This window comes from Deltaproteobacteria bacterium, from assembly GCA_020848905.1.
GTDB lineage: Bacteria > Myxococcota_A > Polyangia.
On sequence record JADLHG010000020.1, the window covers coordinates 97,964 to 117,236 of the forward strand.

The window sequence follows — 19,273 nt, forward strand, 5'->3', positions numbered from 1 at the left end:
GAGGCCTCCTCATGAGCTGGGGCGCGATCGTCCCGCTGGCCGTCCTGGGGCTCTTCTTCGGGGCGCTGCTCTCCTTCCGTCCCGGGAGGCGCCTGCTCGTCACCGTGAGCATCGGCCTGAAGTACCTCCTCCTGCGGTTCGCCGACCTGGTCGGCCTGCGGCGCCTCTGGGCGGCCATGACGGGGGGGACCTACGCGCGGCTCACGCGGCCCGGCACGCTGCGGCTGGCCTTCGAGGACCTCGGGCCGACGTACATCAAGCTCGGGCAGATCATCGCCTCGAGCCCCGGGCTCTTCACCCCCCCCTACGTCGAGGAGTTCCGGAGCTGCCTCGATTCGGTGCGACCGTTCTCCTTCGAGACAGTGAAGCACATCCTCCTGCGCGAGCTGGGCGAGAAGGGCGCTCAGCTCACGGTGGACCCGAAGCCCCTCGCCTCCGCGTCGATCGCGCAGGTCCACGCCGCGACCTTCGCCGACGGACGGCAGGTGGTGGTGAAGGTTCAGCGCCCGAACATCGAGAAGCGCGTCACCGCCGACGTGCACATCATGCACTTCGGGGCGCGCGTGGCGGCGGCCGTGAGCCGCGACGTGGCGCTGGCCAACCCCACCGGCGTGATCGAGGACTTCGGCGAGACCATCCGCGAGGAGCTCGACTTCACGAAAGAGGGGCGCAACATGGACGAGTTCAACCGCATCATGGTCGAGCTCGGGCACGAGAACGTGCGCGCCCCCGAGGTGCTGTGGGACTTCACCACCAAGCACGTGCTCACCATGGAGCGCTTCTTCGGCTACAACGTCGACGACGTGGAGTCGATCCGCGCCGCGAACCTGGACGCGGAGACGATGCTCCTCACGGGGATGCGCGCCTGGTTCCAGTGCGTGATGTTCTACGGCCTCTTTCACGGGGACGTGCACGCCGGGAACCTGATGTGGTTGAAGGACGGGCGCATCGGGCTGCTCGACTTCGGCATCGTGGGGCGCTTCGACGACCTGCGGCGCACTCTCGTCGCGCGCTACGTGATGGCCATGGCCACCGGGCAGTACGGCGACCTCTCGCGCGTGGTGGTGGAGATGGGCGGGGTGAAGAAGGGGGTCGACGTGGACGCGCTGGCGGCGGACATGGCGAAGGCCTACGGCCCGATGCGCGAGAAGACCTTCGCGCAGCTCAAGTTCAGCGACCTCCTGCCCAACATCCTGGCCATGGCGCGGCGGCACGGCGCGCGGCTGCCGAAGGAGTTCATCCTGATCATCAAGCAGGTGCTCTACTTCGACCGCTACGCGCGGCTCCTCGCCCCCGACCTGAATATCTTCTCCGACCCGCGGGTCTTCCTGAGCCTGGCCGAGGACGTCCAGCGCGCGCTCGCCCTGACCGCGTCGAAGGCCCCGCCACAAGCCACCGCGGTCGTCGAGGCGGCGCCGACGTAGCGGAGAGGGCCAATGGGGTTGTTTTCGTTATTGTCTTCAGACGATAATAGAGCCGAGGCTTGTTTTCGCCGCCGCAAACGAGGACGACGCCATGGCCAAGACGCGGGCTTCGGGGAGGAAGCTTAGGGGCGAGGGCTTCTGGGCCTTCGTCCCCGACCCGTTACCGCCCGCATTCACGTGGACGGCAGGGCTCGTGCGAGCGCTGTCTGATGCCGACCGAGCGGTAGGGAGGCTCGCCGGAGAGGGAGGGCGCCTCCCCAACCCGCATCTGCTGATTCGCCCCTTCCTTCGCCGCGAAGCGGTGCTCTCCAGCAGGATCGAGGGGACCCAGGCTACTCTCGGTGAGTTGCTGGCCGCCGAGGCTGGGGCCGGCGTCGAGCGGAGCCCGGCTGACCTGCGCGAGGTAGCAAATTACGTCGTTGCCCTCGAACACGGGTTGGAGCGGTTGAAGGTGCTGCCGCTGTCCCTGAGACTCATTCGAGAGGTCCACGGACGCCTCATGGAAGGCGTCCGTGGGAACCCGTCCAGGCCGGGTGAGTTCCGTCGCATCCAGAACTGGATCGGTCCGCCGGGCTGTACGCTTTCCAACGCCTCCTATGTCCCGCCGCCGGTCCCCGAGATGAAGGCCTGCCTCGGGGCGCTGGAGAAGTTCCTCCACGAGCGGACCATGCCCCCGCTGGCGCAGATTGGGCTAGCCCACTATCAGTTCGAGGCCATTCATCCCTTCCTCGACGGCAATGGGCGTGTGGGGCGTCTGCTGATCACCCTCTTTCTCGTCGAGCGCGAGGTTCTGCCGGCGCCGCTCCTGTACCTGAGCGCCTTCTTCGAGGCGACCCGCCAAGACTATTACGGCTATCTGCGCGGCGTGAGCAACCGAGGGGAATGGCAACCCTGGCTCGAATACTTCCTGAACGGAGTGGCCCGTCAGGCGGAGGACGCCCTCGACCGCTCCAGGCAGATCAACGATCTCCTCTCGGAATGGCGCAGGGCGGTCGCCGGCGCGGCCTCGAGGGCCTCAACCCAGCTCGTCGACCTGCTCGCCGCGAATCCCTACTGTACCGTGAAGCGGGTAGCCGCACGGCTGGGCGTCGCCTTCACCACGGCCCAGAGGGCAGTGGACCGGCTCGAGGTACTGTCGATCCTCTCCAGGACCTCGGAGGCGAAGCGAGATCGGGTCTACGTGGCGCCCGCAATTCTCAGCATCCTGGAGGAGCCCGCGCGGCTCCAGCCGCGGTAGAGAGGTAGACCCGCACAGGCGCCCCCGAGGAAGGTGGCGATGCGCGCCACGGGCTTCAGGACCCGCCGCTCCAAGGTCCATCCCCCAAGGAGCCCCTCTTCGCGCGGTGGCTCCCCGGCCAGCTTCCCTCCGGCGTTCGGACATGCTCTTTGCTGGCGGCCTGTACGGGCTCACGGGGCACCACGTGCCCGCCCTCTCGGGGGCGGCCAGAACGCGAACCCCGAGCTGGGCTGGGGCCCGCTGCTGAAGATGTTCGGCGGCATCGGCACGATCTGGTACGCGTCTGACGCCATCAGGCACGCCGTCTCGGGTGGCCGCTGGGAACCCGTCCGCGGCTGGGAAAAGGACGCGGGGGCGGGTGCTCGACCTGCCGCGAGTCTGGTCCGCCGCTTCGACCTCGTCGAGAGGTCCGCATCGGAAGGAATTCGTCTCCCCGCAGACTGATATGGCGGCTGACCGCGAGGTCCCGTGCGACGTCTTCCGCCGCGCTGTAAGCCCCGTGTAAGTCGCCGCTGCTAGATGTGCCGGGACGCCGCGCCGAGCGCCGCGAGCGAGGAACCGGAGGCCCCGATGACCATGACTGCGCAGTCGTCTGTTCGCCACGCGTCTCTGACCCTCGCCCCAACGCTTCTTTTCCTAGTCTGGACCCCGACGGTGGCGGTCGCGCAACCGAGCGCCGGCGCGGCGAAGTTCAGTCGTATTTGCGGTGCCTGCCACACGATCGGGGGAGGACGCAAAGTCGGCCCCGACCTTCAGGGGGTCTTCGGGCGGCGCACCGAGGAGTGGGTGAACAGGTTCGTGCGATCCCCGCAGAAGATGATCAGCAGCGGCGACGCCACCGCCGTCCAACTCCAGAAGCAGTTTGGCATGGTGATGCCCGACCCTCCGGTATCCCCGGACGAGGTGGCGGAGATCCTAGCGTATGTGAAGACCGGCGGCGGACCGTCCGGCGCGCAGCCTCGCGAGCGGCCCGCCACGCCCGAGGCGATCCAAGAAGGACGAGAGCTCTTTCAGGGCAACCGTCGCTTCACCAATGGCGGCCCCGCTTGTAACTCCTGTCACCACGTCAAGAACGACGCGGTGATCGGGGGTGGCGTGCTGGCTGCAGAGCTCACCACGGTCTTCGGGCGCATGGGGGCACCCGGCATTCACGCGATCCTGGGCCGGCCGCCGTTTCCCGTGATGGAGGAGGCCTTCCGGGAGCGGCCGCTCACCGACGACGAGGTCTTCGCTCTCGTGAGCTTCCTTCAGGACGCCGACCGACAGCAGGCATTTCAGCAGCCGCGCGACTACGGATTCAAGCTCGTCTACAGCGGCGCGGCGGGCTTCCTGGTGCTTATGGGCATGTTTTGGGCCTTCGGACGCCGCAGGAAGAGACGCCCGGTGAATCACGCAATCTTCGAGCGTCAGGTGAAGACGCAATGATCGAGGGCCGTGCCGTGAATCGTGCAACGTCGTTGGTCCGCGAAAGACCGGAGAGGTAGAGACATGAGCTGGATCCAGGACATCATCTCGCCCGAGACGCGGCGGTGGGAAGAGTTCTACCGCAATCGCTTTCAGCACGATCGCATCGTCCGGAGCACCCACGGCGTCAACTGCACGGGGGGCTGCTCCTGGCAGATTCACGTCAAGGATGGCATCGTCGTCTGGGAAACGCAGCAACTCGACTACCCTCTGCTCGAGGATTCGCTGCCGCCGTACGAGCCGCGTGGATGCCAGCGCGGGATTTCGTACTCCTGGTACCTGTATAGCCCGCTACGCATCAAGTATCCGCTGATCCGCGGCGCGCTGCTCGACGCCTTCGAAAAAGAGAAGGCCGCAGCGAAGGGTGACGCGGTCCTCGCCTGGGCGAACCTGCAGAAGGACCCCCAGAAGCGTGCGGCCTACCAGCAGGCGCGCGGCAAGGGCGGCTTCCGCCGCGCCTCGTGGGACACCGTGCTGGAGTTGATGGCGGCTGCGAACATTCACACCGCCAAGGAGTATGGCCCGGATCGCGTGTTCGGCTTCTCGCCCATCCCGGCGATGTCGATGCTGAGCTATGCCGCGGGCGCGCGCTTCCTGCAGCTATTTGGCGGCGTGAACCTGAGCTTCTACGACTGGTACTGCGATCTACCCACGGCGTTTCCGGAGATCTGGGGCGAGCAGACCGACGTCTGCGAGAGCGCCGATTGGTACAACGCGAAGATGATCGCCGACATGGGCGCGTGTCTGAACATGACGCGAACGCCCGATTGTCACTTCTTCGCGGAGGCTCGGCACAACGGCACGAAGGCCGTGGTCTTTGCCCCGGACTTCAGCCAAGTCTGCAAATACGCGGACCAGTGGGTGCCGCTGCACGCCGGTAGTGACGGTGCCTTCTGGATGGCCGTCTCGCACGTGATCCTAAAGGAATTCCACCACGAGAAGGCCACTCCGTATTTCCTGGACTACGTCAAGAAGCACACCGACAGCCCGTATCTCGTGAAGCTCGCGAAGGTGGGAAATCACTACCGTCCCGGCCGCCTCGTTCGCGCCAACGAGATCGCGAAGTGGCGGGACATCGAGCACGGCGACTGGAAGTTTCTCAATATCGACCAGACGAGCAACGAGCTCGTGGTCCCGAAGGGCAGCGTGGGCCACCGCTGGGACAAGACCCAGGGAAACTGGAACACCCTGCACGAGAATGCGATCGACAACAAGCCTTACGATCCGAGGCTGACCCTGCTTGGCGACCGCGATGACACGCTTCCGACGGAGTTCACGGACTTCGGCCTCGACAGGACCGTGGTCCGCAATGTGCCCGTGCGGTACATCGAAACCACCGAAGGCAAGGTACCGGTAACGACCGTCTACGACCTGATCATGGCGCAGTACGGCGTCGGTCGCGGCCTGGCCGGGGACTACCCCAAGAACTACACCGACCCGGACGCCGCCTATACGCCCGCATGGCAGGAGATCCTCACCGGGATCGATTCGAAGACCGTGCTCCAGTTTGCGCGCGAGTGGGCGAACACCGCCGCGGCGACCGAGGGCAAGTGCATGATCATCGTCGGCGCGGGTATCAACCACTGGTACCACGCGAACTTGATGTATCGCGCCGGCGCCATGGCCCTGATGCTCTCAGGATGCGTCGGCAAGAACGGCGGCGGTCTCAATCACTACGTTGGCCAGGAAAAGCTCGCTCCAGTCGACTCCTGGTCCGCCATCGCCTTCGCGAAGGACTGGCAGGGTCCGAGCCGGCTTCAGCAAGCCCCGCTCTGGCACTACATCAACACCTGCCAGTACCGTTACGACGGACAGTTCTCTCGTTACAACGCGGTGCCGAAGAACGAGATGACCGCGCAACATACGGCGGACACGATCTTCCAGTCGGTGCGCAACGGATGGATGCCGTTCTACCCGCAGTTCGAGCAGAACCCGCTCGCCCTTTCCCGCGAGGCCACCGCGAACGGCGCCAAGACCGACGACGAGATCCTCAAATACACGCTCGACAAGCTCAAGAGCAAGACGCTGCAGTACTCGGTCGCCGACCCGGACGCGGAGAAGAACTTCCCCCGCCTTTGGTATATTTGGCGTGGCAACGCGATCATGGGGAGCATGAAGGGGCATGAGTACGCGCTGAAGCACTACCTCGGTACGCACTCCAACGCGATCGGCAAGGACTCCGACGAACATCCGACGGAGGTGAAATGGCATGACGTGGCACCGACGGGAAAGATGGATCTCGTCGTCGACCTCAACTTCCGCATGGATTCGTCGGCCCTCTACTCGGACATCGTGCTTCCGGCTGCGTCCTGGTACGAGAAGGCTGATCTCAACAGCACCGACCTTCATTCCTTCATCCATCCGCTCTCGCAGGCGGTCGCGCCGGTGTGGGAATCGAAGTCCGACTGGGACATCTTCAAGGCGCTCGCCAAGGCGACCGCCGACTGCGCCAAGAAGCACTTTTCCGGAACCCACAAGGACATCGTAGCGACGCCGCTGTCTCACGACACACCGGACGAGGTCACCCAGCCATCGCTGAAGGATTGGTATCGCGGTGAGTGCGAAGCGATTCCGGGCAAGACGATGCACAAGATGGGCATCGTCGAGCGCGACTATACCCAGCTCTACGAGAAGTATATTGCGCTCGGCGACCTAATCCGATCGAAGGGGCTCGGCGCCCACGGCAATCATTACCACTGCGAGGAGGAATACGATCAACTTCTCGCCTCCAATCACTTTCCGACCGAGGTGATTGCCGGCAAGGTCTATCCGTCGCTGCGCGAAGACAACTTGGCCGCCAACGTTCTCTTGCACCTCTCGACGCTCACGAACGGCAAGCTCAACATGAAAGCTTACCGGAACATGGAGAGGAAGACGGGGCTGAAGCTCGCCGACCTCGGTGCGGGAAGCGAAGACGTGCTCATTCGCTATGAGGACCTGCAAGCGCAGCCGCGGCGCTACAACACGTCTCCGCTGTGGTCGGGCTTGATGAACGACGGCAGAGCGTATTGCGCCTACACCTACAATCACGACAGGCGTGTGCCCTGGCGAACTCTCACGGGGCGGCAGCACTTCTACCTCGATCACGACCTGTATCTCGCGTACGGGGAGAACCTGCCCACCTACAAGCCGTCACCGAGGCCGGCCGCGTACGGTGATCTGAAGGAGACGCTCAAGGGCGGCGAGGCGCTCGCCCTCAACTGCCTCACGCCCCACGGCAAGTGGCACATCCATTCGACCTACATGGAGAACCACCGCATGCTCACCCTGTCGCGGGGCTGCGAGCCGTGCTGGATGAGCGAAGCTGACGCGGCCGCGCTCGGGATTCAGGACAACGACTGGGTCGAGGTCTACAACGATCACGGCGTGTACTGCACGCGCGCCTGCGTGAGTTCGCGCATCCCGAAAGGGGTCTGCATCGTCTATCACGTCCCCGAGCGCACGGTCGGCATTCCGAAGTCCCAGGTGCGTGGCAACCGGAGGGCCGGCGGCCACAACAGCTTCACGCGCATTCACTTGAAGCCGAACTACTTGAGCGGCGGCTACGGGCAGTTCAGCTACCACTTCAACTACTGGGGCCCCATAGCACCGCAGCGGGACACGCACGTCATCGTCAAGAGAATGACCACGGTCGTCTTCTGAGAAGGGACACAGAGATGGATATCAGAGCCCAAGTCTCCATGGTCTTTCATCTGGACAAGTGCATCGGCTGCCACACCTGTTCAGTCGCCTGCAAGAACATCTGGACCGATCGAAAAGGCGCCGAGTACCAGTGGTGGAACAACGTCGAGACGAAGCCCGGCACCGGCTACCCGAGCAAGTGGGAGAATCAGGAAATCTACAAGGGAGGTTGGGGTCGGGACGCCGCCGGTCGCATTCACCTCAAGGGTGCGGGAAAGCGGAAGGGGCTTCTCAACATCTTCCACAATCCCCACCTGCCGTCCGTCGAGGACTACTATGAGCCGTTCACCTACGACTACCTGAACCTGATCGAGGCGCCTCCGGGAGATGACCAACCGACGGCGCGGCCCGTCTCGCTCATCACCGGCGAGCCGATGGACGTCAAGATGGGACCGAACTGGGACGACGATCTCAGCGGCACGCCCGACTACGCCCGCAATGATCCTAACCTGGAGAAGCTCACGCCTGCCGAGCGCGAGGCGATGTTCCAGCTCGAGCGCATGGCGTTCTTCTACCTGCCCCGGATCTGCAACCATTGCCTGAATCCAGGCTGTGTCGCGTCCTGCCCGTCGGGCGCCATCTACAAGCGCGGCGAAGACGGAATCGTCCTCATCAACCAGAAGGTGTGCCGCGCCTGGCGAATGTGCGTGACGGCCTGCCCCTACAAGAAGTCGTACTATAACTGGCACACTGGAAAATCCGAGAAATGCATTCTGTGCTTCCCACGGATGGAGGCAGGCTACGCGCCCGCTTGTATGCACTCCTGTGTGGGCCGCATCCGCTACATCGGGGTCATGCTCTACGACGCGGATCGCATCGAGGCCGCGGCGTCGGCAGATGAGAAGGATCTCGTCGCTCGCCAGCTCGATATTCTGATGGATCCATTCGACGATGCCGTGATCGCTGCGGCGAAGGCCAACGGCATCCCAGACTCCACGATCAAGTCGGCTCAGGACTCGCCGACCTACAAGTTCGTCAAGCAGTGGGGCATGGCGCTTCCTCTCCATCCGGAGTTCAGGACGCTGCCGATGCTCTTCTACGTGCCGCCGCTCCTGCCCGTGATGGCGTCCGTATCCCAGTCGGACGGCGCTCAGAAGGAGAAGCTGAACGCCATCGCAAAGACCTGGACGGACAATTGGCTCTACGACACCAGCACCGAGGAGCTCTGGGGGACGATCGAGCAGGCGCGCTTCCCGCTGAAGTACCTCGCGAGCCTGTTCAGCGCGGGGGATACGGCGGCGATCGCGCTTCGTCTCAAGAAGCTGATGGCCGTTCGAATGTATCGCAGGTGGAAGACCGTGGGTGATCTGTCCGAGGAGAAGGCGAAGAAGGCGCTCAAGGAGACGGGGCTCACCCCGGACTCGGCCGAAGGCATCTTCTATCTCACGGCGCTCGCGAAGTTCAACGATCGCTTCGTCATCCCGCCGGCGCACCGCGAGCAAGCGATGGAGATGCTGGAGTTCACTGGCGACGTGAAGGGCTCCACCGGCTTCGGATTTCGCGAGAAGCCGGAGCGAGGGATGTGACATGTCTACGACGCATTACGACCTGTTGTCGAGGCTGGTCGCATACCCTGGGCCCGAGCTCCGAGCGGAAGTGGCGCACGCGGTTGTCGCGCTCTCGGAGTCCTACCCGCGGGCAGCGCAGAAGCTCGAGCACTTCCTGCAACTCTTGCCCGCCGACGACCTTTTGGCCCTCCGGGAGCTGCACACGAGGACCTTCGACGTACAGCCCATCACGTCCCTCGACATCGGCTACACGCTGTTCGGCGAAGACTACAAGCGGGGAGCGCTGCTCGCCAACCTGAGCAGCGAGCACACGCGGGTGGGGAACGACTGCGGCACGGAGCTCGCCGACCACCTGACCAACGTGCTTCGCCTTCTTCCGAAGCTGATCGACGCGTCCCTGCGGGAGGAACTCGTTCGCGTGCTGCTCGGGCCTGCCCTGGAGGAGATGATCCGCGAGTTCGATCCAACGCGGCTCGCGAAGAAGGAGGCGCTCTACAAGAAACACCACAAGACCCTCATCGAGGCCGCAGCGGGGGAGACGCGCGTCGCCTATCGTCACCTTCTCGAGGCGATCTTCGAAGTACTCCGCCAAGACTTCTCGCTCAAGACCACCTTGCCACGCGAGCAGGAGTCGAGCTTCGCCAAGGCCGTCAGCACCGAGCTCGGGATCGAGGACTGTGACGGCTGCACCAGCGCCCCAGGAGGTACGCCATGAATCTACCGAACGTCTTCCTGTTTGTGGGACTTCCTTATGCGGCGCTGCTCCTCTTCTTCGTCGGCACCATACAGCGCTACCGCAACAAGGGATTCAAGGTCTCTTCCCTCTCGTCTCAGTTCCTCGAGACGAAGGCGCTGTTCTGGGGGACGATGCCCTTCCACGTCGGGATACTCGTGGTCTTTTTCGGGCATCTGACAGCGTTCCTCATTCCGCGCGGGATCTTGTTATGGAACAGCAACCCGCTCCGCCTGATCGTGCTGCACGTCACCGCGTTCACCTTCGGCCTGTGCATTCTCGCCGGCCTGCTTGGCCTCTTGGTCAGAAGGCTGACCAACCGGCGCGTGCGGATGGTGACGACCCGGATGGACGTCGCCCTCGAGCTGCTCCTGCTCGCTCAGGTCGTGCTCGGCCTGTGGATCGCCATTGGCTACCGCTGGGGCTCGTCCTGGTTCGCCGCAGATCTCACGCCCTACCTGAGGTCGCTGTTCGCGTTTGACCCGAACATCGTGGCAGTGAGCGCCATGCCTCTGGTGATCAAGCTTCACATCGTCGGCGCGTGGACGATCGTGGCGATCTTTCCGTTCACTCGATTGGTTCACATCTTGGTCGCACCTCTTCACTACCTCGGGCGTCCGTATCAGCGCGTGATGTGGAACTGGGACCGCAAGGCGATACGCGATCCCGCCACCCCGTGGACCAGGACGCGGCCCAAGAACAACTGACGCAAGGAGCGCGGAGATGGGCGCCGTGGATCACGAGGACCCGCTGACTAGGCAACCCCAGGTGGGGATGGGCAGCGGTGGGTTGTCCCCGATGGATCCACCGGAGGCCTTTTCTCCGCCGGGCCTCGAGCGCGTCTCTGTCTTGGACATGCATCCGTTTCTCCAGCAGTTGTGCGAGGAGCACTCCCTGCTGTCCACGGAGCTCACAGCGTTCGAAGCGGTCCTCCAGTCCGTTCCGAAAGCCGGCTTCACCAAGCACGTGCACGGCGAATTGCTCGGCTTTCTCGACGGACTCGAACGCACTTTCGTCCCGCATAGCCGGCAGGAGGAGGAGAGCCTCTTCCCCTTGCTCAACGCCCGGCTGCTCGAGGAAGGCGAACACGGCAAGGGGCCCGTCGCCACGACCGCCGTAGACATCATGAAGGACGACCATCTGCAGGTCATCCGGCTCTCGGCGGTCATCACGAACTTTCTCAAGATCGCACCGCATTTGCCCGACGCAAGCTCGGCGCTGGTAGTTCGCGACGCCGCGCTGAGGCACGCGAAGTGTCTGGTGGATGCGCTGAAGCTGCACATGTTTCGCGAGGACAACGTCGTGTTCGCGGCGGCGCAGCGGCTGCTGTCCACCGATGAGCTCGACCAAATCCTGCCGGGGCAGGGCGACAGAATCGCACGATGACGGACCGCTCGAAAGCGCACCGGATCCTTGCGATCAATACGTTCTCGTTTGCGGTGTGCTTTGCCGTATGGATGATGGGCGGGGTGCTCGTCACGTTCCTCGTTGACCAGCACGTATTCACCTTCGGCCGTTCCGAGATGGGATGGCTGATCGGCGCGCCGGTGCTGACCGGCGCCATCCTCCGACTCCCCGTGGGGATGCTCGCTGATCGCTATGGTGGCCGCATCGTCTTCGTCGTCGTGATGCTGACCTCCGCGGTCGGCGCGTTTCTGACCAGCTTCGCCTCTGGGTTTTGGGGGTTCCTTGTCGGCGGGTTGTGTTTCGGTCTCGCCGGCACCTCCTTCTCGGTTGGCGTTGCCTACACCTCGCTATGGTTTCCCAAGGAGAAGCAGGGAACGGCGCTCGGAATCTTCGGGGCCGGGAACGCGGGCGCGGCCGTGACCAACCTCGTCGCGCCCTCACTCCTGATGTGGCTGACGCACAACGGGGCGAACGCGGAAGCGTGGCGCATCATGCCGCGCCTCTACGCTGCGGCGCTCGCCGTGACCGCGGTGATATTCTGGCTCTTCACCGAAACACGCCTGCCGGCCGTAGGGCAGCCACGCACGATGCGCCAGGCCCTTGCGCCGCTGCGCGTCGTTCGCGTATGGCGTTTCGGTCTCTACTACTTCCTTGTGTTCGGAGGATTCGTCGCGCTGTCGCAGTGGCTCATTGCGTACTATCTCAACCTGTACGCGCTACCGCTGGCGACGGCTGGCCTGCTCGCCGCCGTCTTCTCCTTTCCGTCCAACCTGACGCGCGCGGCGGGCGGCTGGCTCTCCGATCGCCTCGGCGCGCGCCGCATCATGTACTACGTGCTCACCGGCTGCGTGGTCGGCTTTGCGCTGCTGTCGGTGCCCCGGTTGGATCTCTTCGTGCCTGGCCAGGGCGTCTTTGCCGAGACCGCTGGGAAGGTCGAGGAGACGCACAAGACGCGAATCGTCGTATCCAGCGTATCGTACTCGATTCACCCCGAACCATCGCAGATGCTCGAGCGCGCAGGCGTGCTCGTCTGGCCCCGTCAGAACTTCTGGCAGACACCGGTGGTCGCCCCGGGAGACCACGTGACCAAGAAGCAGCTCCTGGCCAAGGGCATTACCCACATCCACTTCCAGGCCAACATATGGATCTTCACCGGGATCCTGCTCCTCGTCGGCTTACTGATGGGCTTCGGCATGGCGGCGACGTTCCGGTATATTCCGCAGTATTTTCCCAACGAGGTGGGACTCGTCGGCGGCTTCGTCGGGATGATCGGAGGGCTCGGCGGCTTCGTCGGACCGGTCATCTTTGGCTATCTGCTGGGCGCCACCGGACTCTGGATCACGTGTTGGCTGTTCCTCGGTGCGCTGAGCCTCGTGTGTCTCGCGTGGATGCACCGGGTCGTTCGCCAGATGATGGATCGTGCGGCACCGCACCTGGCCCGGCGCTTCGAGGGGATGCCTGTGGACGCCACAACGGATCAACGCGAGATTGTGTGTCTCGCACACGGCGTGAGGGCGGACGTCGCCATTGTGCACGTCGAGTCGCAATCCAAGGACTGTCGCATCCACCGCGTGCTCGACGCGCTCGACGGCCTCGCCTGCAAGGACGCGGGAGCGAGCAGCGGAAAAGTGCCCCGTGGCTGAGAGCGGCGTCCGAGAGCCTGCGCTCCCGACCCGCCTCGCGAGAGCGCTCGACGGCGCGGTGAGCGGCCTCTACCCCGGCCACTTCGCATTGATCATGGCCACGGGCATCATCTCGAACTCATTTTTCTTCCTGGACCACCTAACGCTTTCCGCGCTCCTGCTAGCGGTCAACCTGGTCGCGCACCCCGCGCTCGTCGTCGCCACGACCGCACGCGCCTTGCGTTATCGTACGCTGCTCTGGCGAGACCTACTCGACCCGCGCCTCGTCTTCTCCTTCTTCACGATCGTCGCGGGGACCAACGTGCTCGGCATCCAGCTCCTCCTGCGCGGCTACTACGGAATCGCGACTGCGCTCTGGTTCATCGCGCTGGGGCTATGGGTCCTGCTCTCTTACTTCAGCTTCGCGGTTCTCATCTTCACCAACGACGGCCGCGGCGCCGGCGTCGTGCACGGGGGGTGGCTCATCGCCATCGTGGGCACCCAGTCGCTCGTTCTGCTCGGTACGCTGCTCGCACCCAGTTTCGGTAGCTTCGCCGCGCTCACCTTCGTCGCCGTGCACGCGCTCTGGGGCATCGGGGTCGCGCTGTACGGCGTATTCGTCACCCTTTTCAGCAACCGCATCTTTTTCCTTCGCGTCGGACCGGAGGAGGCGATGCCGCTCTTCTGGGTCGTCATGGGCGCCGCGGCGATCAGTGCAAACGCAGGCTCGGCGCTGATTCTGTGTGCACCCATCGTGCCGTTCCTGTCCACCCTCCGGCCGTTCGTCGAGGGAACCACGCTGGTGCTCTGGGCCTGGGGTACGTGGTGGATCCCGCTTTTTGTCATCGTCGGAATCTGGAAACATGTCGTACACAAGGTGCCACTCACCTATCATCCGATGTACTGGAGCCTCGTCTTCCCACTCGGCATGTACAGCCTCGCGTCGTACCGACTGTCTCTCGCGGCGGAGTTTCCGCCGCTCGTGCTCGTGGCACGATCGATGGTCTGGGTCGCGCTAGGAGCCTGGACGATTACAATGGGCGGGTGGTTCCACAGCGTCGTGCGCGGGCTGCGCTCAGGGTCGACGTGTGCGGGGTCGGGTGCATGAACATCCGGTTCGAGCGCGAACCTCACGCCACGGCCTCCGCTATGGGTGAGCTCGGCCGTTTGCTCGCGATTCTTCCGGCGGTCGACCTGCGTCCCCCGTCCACCGAGGAGGGTCCGATGCACGGTCGTCACGCACGTCGCGGCGCGGCGAACGGCCGGCTCCTCGACAGCCGTGGCCGATCCGTCGAGAGGGTAGCTCAACAACGGACCGATTAGCCTGCGATTCTCGGCAGCTTATGCAAAGGGGCACGTTGGGGTCAGGTGTGAGGCGATGTTTCAAAGCTGGCCAGCGATGGAGGGTTCTGATCCAGAGCGGGGCGACGCGGTGTTCTGGTGGCTCGTTCGACTCCGTTGGGTCACCGCCGTCGGCGTCGCGCTGCTGCTCGTGTTTGCCGGGCCCGTGCTTCAGACGCTCCCGATGGGCTCGGCCCCCAAGCTCTGGGCGACGGTAGTAGGGCTGCTTGCGTATAACACGCTGCTGGCCCTTCTGGGACCGCGTCCGACCGGGTCCTGGTTCACGCGCATCGCAGGACAAATCGCTGTCGACTGCGTAGCCCTCGCGATTCTCGTGCACTTCGGAGGAGGGATCGAAAACCCGTTCCTGCCGCTCTTCGTGCTTCACATCGTCAACGCCAACATCGTGCTCTCTGCCCGCGCCGCGTCGGGCGTCTTGGGCCTCACCGTCGCCTTGGTCGCAGCAACCGTTCTGGCGGAGGGCACTGGGCTCGTCGAGCACCATTGTTTGCGGCGGGCCGGAGAGCACTGCACCGGCCGCACCTTGGACTTACGGGCTCTCGGGCTCCTGGGTGGCCTGATCCTCGCGCTGGTCGCGACCTCGCTGGTCACGCGCTTTTCGACCGCGAGGCTACGGCTGGGTCAACGGCTACTGTCGGCCACCGTCGATGAGCTCACCGCCGAAAGACAACAACTGGCGAACACACGCGCGCAGGTCGAGGCAGAACGCACCAGGCTGCAGGCGATGATCGACTGCATGGATGAAGCAGTGATCCTCCTGGGTCCGACGGGAGAGCTGCTCTTCACCAACCGACGCGCCCAAGAGCTCTGGGACACGCGCGGCGCACTGGCCGCTCTCCAGCTAGCCGGTGTGCTCCCTCACGAGATCGAGGGGCGCTTGGACTGCGCCACCTTCGAGCGTGCTGGTCGCACGTTCGAAGCGACCCGCTCGCCGGTGCAGAGCGCGCCCGGCGAGACGCTGGGGCTGGTGATGGTCGTCCGCGACGTTACCGACCGCTTGGCGAGGGAGAAGCACCACATGCACGAGGAGCGCATGAGTGAGGTCGGCAAGCTCGCCGCCACGGTTGCCCACGAGATCAACAATCTCATCGGAGTAGTTTCCCTGTACAGCCAGCACGCGTTAGCGAAGTTGTCACGGGAGAACCCCATCTTCCGCCACGTCGAGACGATTCGCCGAAGTGCGGAGGGATGCCGTGAGGTCGTCTGCACGCTGCTGAACCTGGCGCGCGCGCCGAAGCCAGTACGCTGCCGAGTAGACCTACGCCAACTTTGTCGCGACGCAATCGATTCGGTGCGACCGCTCGCGGCGCATGCTGGCGTGCGGCTCTCGAGTGGCAGCCACGCCAGCGACGTGCCAATCTGGGCAGAGGCCGATGCAGGCATGTTGCACCAAGCGGTTCTCGAGCTGGTAATGAACGTCATCGAGGCTGGTAGCGCGCGCGCGGAGATCTCGATCGGCGCCTACGAAACGCAGGACGGGGAAGCGACAGCGCATACCATCGAAGTGCGCGACACAGGCGCGGCTATCACGTCTGGCGAGGTCGAGCAGGCCCCCCCGGCCTTCTTCACCATCAAGGCGACGGATACGGGCCTGGGACTGTCCGTCGCCGAGAATATCGTCAAGAGCCACGACGGCCGGATTGAGGTCCAAGGCGTCGTCGGTACCGGATCGCTCTTCCGCATCGTGCTTCCGGATCGGACGACGGGAGCCGAGCTTTCGCCGGCTCCTGCGCCTCGGCGAGCGGACGGGCGGGTGGCGGAGCGTGACGCATGACGGGCGCGCGCATCTTGGTCGTAGATGACAACCGCGACATGGCGAATGGGATCGCTATGCTGCTCGGAGAGGCCGAGCTGAGCGCGGAGGTACACGTCGCATACTCTGCGAAACGCGCGCTAACTTTTCTCGAGGCGCGAGAGTATGACCTCGTATTGAGCGACATTCGAATGCCTGGCATGAGCGGAGTGGATCTGCTCACGAGTATCCGCTCACGTTGGCCGCGGACGAAGGTGGTCCTGCTCACAGCTTATGGAACGGTTGATTCGGCCGTCGGGGCGATGAAGCTCGGTGCTGGTGACTATCTGACCAAGCCCTTCGACAACGATGCGCTCGTGGACGTCGTTCGGCGCACTCTGGCGGCGGGAATCGCTTCTGGTGGGTTTGACCTCGCTGCCGTCGTGGGTGAAGTCGCCGGTGCGGTTTCTCGTCCCGAGGACCTGCTGCCCAGCCTGAGGAGCGCCCTAGACGTGCTACTGCGCGCCACGGGAGCGGACGACGGCGAGATCTTCCTGTGCGAGGCCGAAGGACGGGATCCAATTCTCTGCGCGTGGGCTGGACCGGACGGGGCCGCGATGGTCGACCGAGATCGCTTCACCATGGGCATCGGTTACCCAGGCATCGTCGTAGCGACGGGCAAGCCTTTGTGCACGAAGGGCGGACTCGCAGACGACCCCCGGTATGTCCGGCGAGTTGTCACCGATGCGGGGATCCGCTCATTGGTCGCCGCTCCTCTGCCGGATGTACGCGCGCCTCTGGGCTCGATCCATCTGATGTCTCGGCGCAGCGACTTCCCGGTCGACCGCGTGCTCGACTTGCTGGAGCACGCGGCGATCCCCATTAGCAACTCGGTACGTGCCGGACTCGCGGCGCTGCGGCAGACGGTAGACGAGGTTTGTGGGAACCTCGACGACCCGAGCCGACAGCCACTGCGCGTGCTCCTCGAGTCGTTCAGACAGGTCGCAGGAGCCCGCTGCGGCACGCTGGCGTTGATCGACCCACGCACCGGCCGTCCAGATCGCGTCGTGTCCACCGGCCCTGCGTCGCTGGTCTGTGGACAAGCCGAGGCGGGTTCCTGGGCGACCTGCCCCTCCGTCTTGGCAGCGCACGGCTTCGTCGCGAACCCGGGTCGTCGCCAATGGCCGGAATCCTGCCGGCGCGGACTCCCGCGACGCGCTGCGAGTCCCTGCTGTCTCCCACTCGTCGCAGGTAGCTTCCTCTACGGCATCGTCGTTCTCGACTTCGGGCGAGAAGGAACGGCGGGCGCGACCGGGCAGCTCGTTCCGCTACTGACGATGGCGCACCAGGCGGCGATCAGACTTCAATCCCAACGCGGAGGTTTGGGGGCCGATCAGGCGCGCGACAGCGGTGGTGTCAGTCTCGCAAGTCGCGCAGAGCTCGAACTGCGTTGCCTCGGACCGTTTGCGGTGTATCTGCGAGGACAACCGATCGCGGCGGATGCCTTCACGCGCAGCAAGGCTTTGCTGTTGCTCAAGTTGCTCGCAATGAAGAGGGGCGCACCTGTCCATCGCGAAGTGCTGCTCGAGCAACTGTGGCCTGGCGTGGCGCCAGAGACCGGCGCAAATCGGCTACACGGGGTCGTGCACGATCTGCGGTCGGTGATTGAGCCTCGCCGGACGGAGCGCGAGTGGCTGTATGTCCGCAATCGAGGAGACTTCTACTATTTCGACCTGAATGCCCCGGTCGAGATCGATGTGGCCCGCTTCCGACAGCTGGCGACTCGGGGGCTTCGATCCAGTCCTGGGCAGGAGGCCGACCTCGAGGAGGCACTGGAGCTCTACCGTGGCGACTTGTTCGAGGACGACCCATTTGCCGAGTGGTGCGCGGCGGAACGGGAGGACCTCAGAGAGTGGTATGTCAAGGTGGTCGAGCGTCTGACGCAGCTCTATGCGAAGGCCGGCCGCAAGGAGGAAGCGCTGACGTGTCTGCGGCGAGCGTTGCGTTCCTCACCGTTCAGAGACGACCTGGTGTTGGCACAGATGGAGTTGCTCACCCAGCTTGGGCGGCCGGGCGAAGCGATGACGACCTACGACGACTATCAGCGGCGCCTGAAGGAGGAGATGGACGCTGCCCCGTCACCCGATCTCCAGGTATTTCGCCGCCGCCTGCTTGGCTCGGTCCACGAGAGCTCGTGACGTAGTCGCGGTTCCTTAGGGCGTCGAGAAGCTGGCGCTCTTGATCACCTGGCGCACCTCGGGCGCACCGTAGCTCTGGAAGCTGATGCCCTGGCCGAGCGTGGTGGAAGAAGCGGAAGCGCCGGCCGTCGGGTCGTAGGTCGTGATCGTGCTCTGCACCGCGCAATTGACCTTCAGATTGACCAGGTATGCCTCTCCGCGCCACTTGGAGTTGTCCCACCACGGCTTGTTGTAGAGAAAGACCTCTCGGTCGGGCGGTGGCGCGATCGGTCCCATCGCTCCGGGCGCCCCGACGTACTTCGCGCAGCTCGCCGTGTCGGTGCAGCCGAGAACCGGCGTCGCGCTGCACGGGCCGTCCTTGCCGTAGACCGCCCACACGAGCTTGTAGCGCCAAACCTGCAGCACGGGACCGGTCGTGGCCGGTCCGAGGGAGGTGGAAGATCCCACTTCCAGCACGTGCCAATCGTAATGTGGCACGGTGGTCAGGCTATCGCTGTCGGTGTACGTCAGCGCGAGCAGCGGGCAGTTGCCGATCTTCGTGTCGTTGTGCTGCAGATAATACGTCTGGGTGCTCCCGACGGCCTTGCGCTTGATCTGGATCGTCCCCGAAGTACCGTCGACGCACGATCCGGAGGAGGAGCTGTCGCAGTGGATCAGCGGGGTCATGCTGGAGGGCGGAGGCGGCGGCGGATTGCCACCGGCGCAGTTCAGACACTTGCCGCACTTGCCCTGGCCGCAATATGAGGGGGCGCTCCACCCTAGATCGGTGTCGCACGGCATTATGAACCGCCCCGGGTTCTCCGGAGACCCGGTTGGGTGAGTCACGCGGCCTTCTCGGAGGTGCTGTGACTCAGATAGTAGGCCTTCTCATACTCCGCTGGGGATGTCCATCCGATCGGCTCGAG

Annotated in this window: 13 protein-coding genes; 12 read left to right on the forward strand and 1 reads right to left on the reverse strand. The window is 64.5% G+C overall.

Annotated elements, in window-relative coordinates:
* Positions 1-11 precede the first annotated feature (11 nt).
* The 12 genes from IT371_09855 (at position 12) to IT371_09910 (ending at position 18,368) form a co-directional block, all read left to right on the forward strand.
* Positions 12-1,424 (forward strand): AarF/ABC1/UbiB kinase family protein, encoded by a 1,413-nt coding sequence (locus tag IT371_09855; protein MCC6747951.1) that lies wholly within the window; start codon positions 12-14, stop codon positions 1,422-1,424.
* A 91-nt stretch (positions 1,425-1,515) separates the two neighbouring features.
* Positions 1,516-2,661, forward strand: a complete 1,146-nt coding sequence (locus tag IT371_09860) for a Fic family protein (GenBank protein MCC6747952.1) — start codon at positions 1,516-1,518, stop codon at positions 2,659-2,661.
* 570 nt (positions 2,662-3,231) lie between these two features.
* Entirely contained in the window at positions 3,232-4,086 is an 855-nt protein-coding gene (locus IT371_09865) for a c-type cytochrome (protein ID MCC6747953.1), read from the forward strand.
* A 63-nt stretch (positions 4,087-4,149) separates the two neighbouring features.
* Entirely contained in the window at positions 4,150-7,767 is a 3,618-nt protein-coding gene (locus IT371_09870; GenBank protein MCC6747954.1) for a nitrate reductase subunit alpha, read from the forward strand.
* Between the two features lie 14 nt (positions 7,768-7,781).
* The gene (gene narH, locus IT371_09875; GenBank protein ID MCC6747955.1) at positions 7,782-9,332 is read left to right on the forward strand and encodes a nitrate reductase subunit beta; all 1,551 of its coding nucleotides are present in this window, start codon (positions 7,782-7,784) and stop codon (positions 9,330-9,332) included.
* 1 nt (position 9,333) lies between these two features.
* Positions 9,334-10,029 (forward strand): hypothetical protein, encoded by a 696-nt coding sequence (locus tag IT371_09880; protein ID MCC6747956.1) that lies wholly within the window; start codon positions 9,334-9,336, stop codon positions 10,027-10,029.
* On the forward strand, positions 10,026-10,754 hold the full coding sequence (narI, locus tag IT371_09885; protein ID MCC6747957.1) for a respiratory nitrate reductase subunit gamma: 729 nt from the start codon (positions 10,026-10,028) through the stop codon (positions 10,752-10,754). The genes IT371_09880 and narI overlap by 4 nt, the downstream gene beginning before the upstream one ends.
* A 16-nt stretch (positions 10,755-10,770) precedes the next feature.
* A complete protein-coding gene (locus IT371_09890; GenBank protein ID MCC6747958.1) occupies positions 10,771-11,433 on the forward strand; it encodes a hemerythrin domain-containing protein in 663 nt (220 codons plus the stop codon).
* On the forward strand, positions 11,430-13,097 hold the full coding sequence (locus tag IT371_09895) for a NarK/NasA family nitrate transporter (protein MCC6747959.1): 1,668 nt from the start codon (positions 11,430-11,432) through the stop codon (positions 13,095-13,097). The genes IT371_09890 and IT371_09895 overlap by 4 nt, the downstream gene beginning before the upstream one ends.
* Before the next feature lie 58 nt (positions 13,098-13,155).
* A complete protein-coding gene (locus IT371_09900; GenBank protein MCC6747960.1) occupies positions 13,156-14,184 on the forward strand; it encodes a tellurite resistance/C4-dicarboxylate transporter family protein in 1,029 nt (342 codons plus the stop codon).
* A gap of 270 nt (positions 14,185-14,454) precedes the next feature.
* Positions 14,455-16,212 carry a hypothetical protein gene (locus IT371_09905; GenBank protein MCC6747961.1) on the forward strand — a complete coding sequence of 586 codons (1,758 nt, stop codon included), beginning with the start codon at positions 14,455-14,457 and terminating at the stop codon, positions 16,210-16,212.
* Positions 16,209-18,368: a response regulator gene (locus IT371_09910; GenBank protein MCC6747962.1), complete on the forward strand. Its 2,160-nt coding sequence runs from the start codon at positions 16,209-16,211 to the stop codon at positions 18,366-18,368. The genes IT371_09905 and IT371_09910 overlap by 4 nt, the downstream gene beginning before the upstream one ends.
* A gap of 15 nt (positions 18,369-18,383) precedes the next feature.
* Here IT371_09910 and IT371_09915 read toward each other — a convergent pair whose 3' ends face one another.
* The gene (locus IT371_09915; GenBank protein ID MCC6747963.1) at positions 18,384-19,034 is read right to left on the reverse strand and encodes a hypothetical protein; all 651 of its coding nucleotides are present in this window, start codon (positions 19,032-19,034) and stop codon (positions 18,384-18,386) included.
* Positions 19,035-19,273: the final 239 nt, after the last annotated feature.

Excerpts from the sequence above, each read along its gene's own strand:
- IT371_09855 (MCC6747951.1), top strand. The coding sequence starts at position 12 with ATGAGCTGGGGCGCGATCGTCCCGCTGGCCGTCCTGGGGCTCTTCTTC.
- IT371_09860 (MCC6747952.1), top strand. The coding sequence starts at position 1,516 with ATGGCCAAGACGCGGGCTTCGGGGAGGAAGCTTAGGGGCGAGGGCTTC.
- IT371_09865 (MCC6747953.1), top strand. The coding sequence starts at position 3,232 with ATGACCATGACTGCGCAGTCGTCTGTTCGCCACGCGTCTCTGACCCTC.
- IT371_09870 (MCC6747954.1), top strand. The coding sequence starts at position 4,150 with ATGAGCTGGATCCAGGACATCATCTCGCCCGAGACGCGGCGGTGGGAA.
- narH (MCC6747955.1), top strand. The coding sequence starts at position 7,782 with ATGGATATCAGAGCCCAAGTCTCCATGGTCTTTCATCTGGACAAGTGC.
- IT371_09880 (MCC6747956.1), top strand. The coding sequence starts at position 9,334 with ATGTCTACGACGCATTACGACCTGTTGTCGAGGCTGGTCGCATACCCT.
- narI (MCC6747957.1), top strand. The coding sequence starts at position 10,026 with ATGAATCTACCGAACGTCTTCCTGTTTGTGGGACTTCCTTATGCGGCG.
- IT371_09890 (MCC6747958.1), top strand. The coding sequence starts at position 10,771 with ATGGGCGCCGTGGATCACGAGGACCCGCTGACTAGGCAACCCCAGGTG.
- IT371_09895 (MCC6747959.1), top strand. The coding sequence starts at position 11,430 with ATGACGGACCGCTCGAAAGCGCACCGGATCCTTGCGATCAATACGTTC.
- IT371_09905 (MCC6747961.1), top strand. The coding sequence starts at position 14,455 with ATGTTTCAAAGCTGGCCAGCGATGGAGGGTTCTGATCCAGAGCGGGGC.
- IT371_09910 (MCC6747962.1), top strand. The coding sequence starts at position 16,209 with ATGACGGGCGCGCGCATCTTGGTCGTAGATGACAACCGCGACATGGCG.
- IT371_09915 (MCC6747963.1), bottom strand. The coding sequence starts at position 19,034 with ATGACCCCGCTGATCCACTGCGACAGCTCCTCCTCCGGATCGTGCGTC.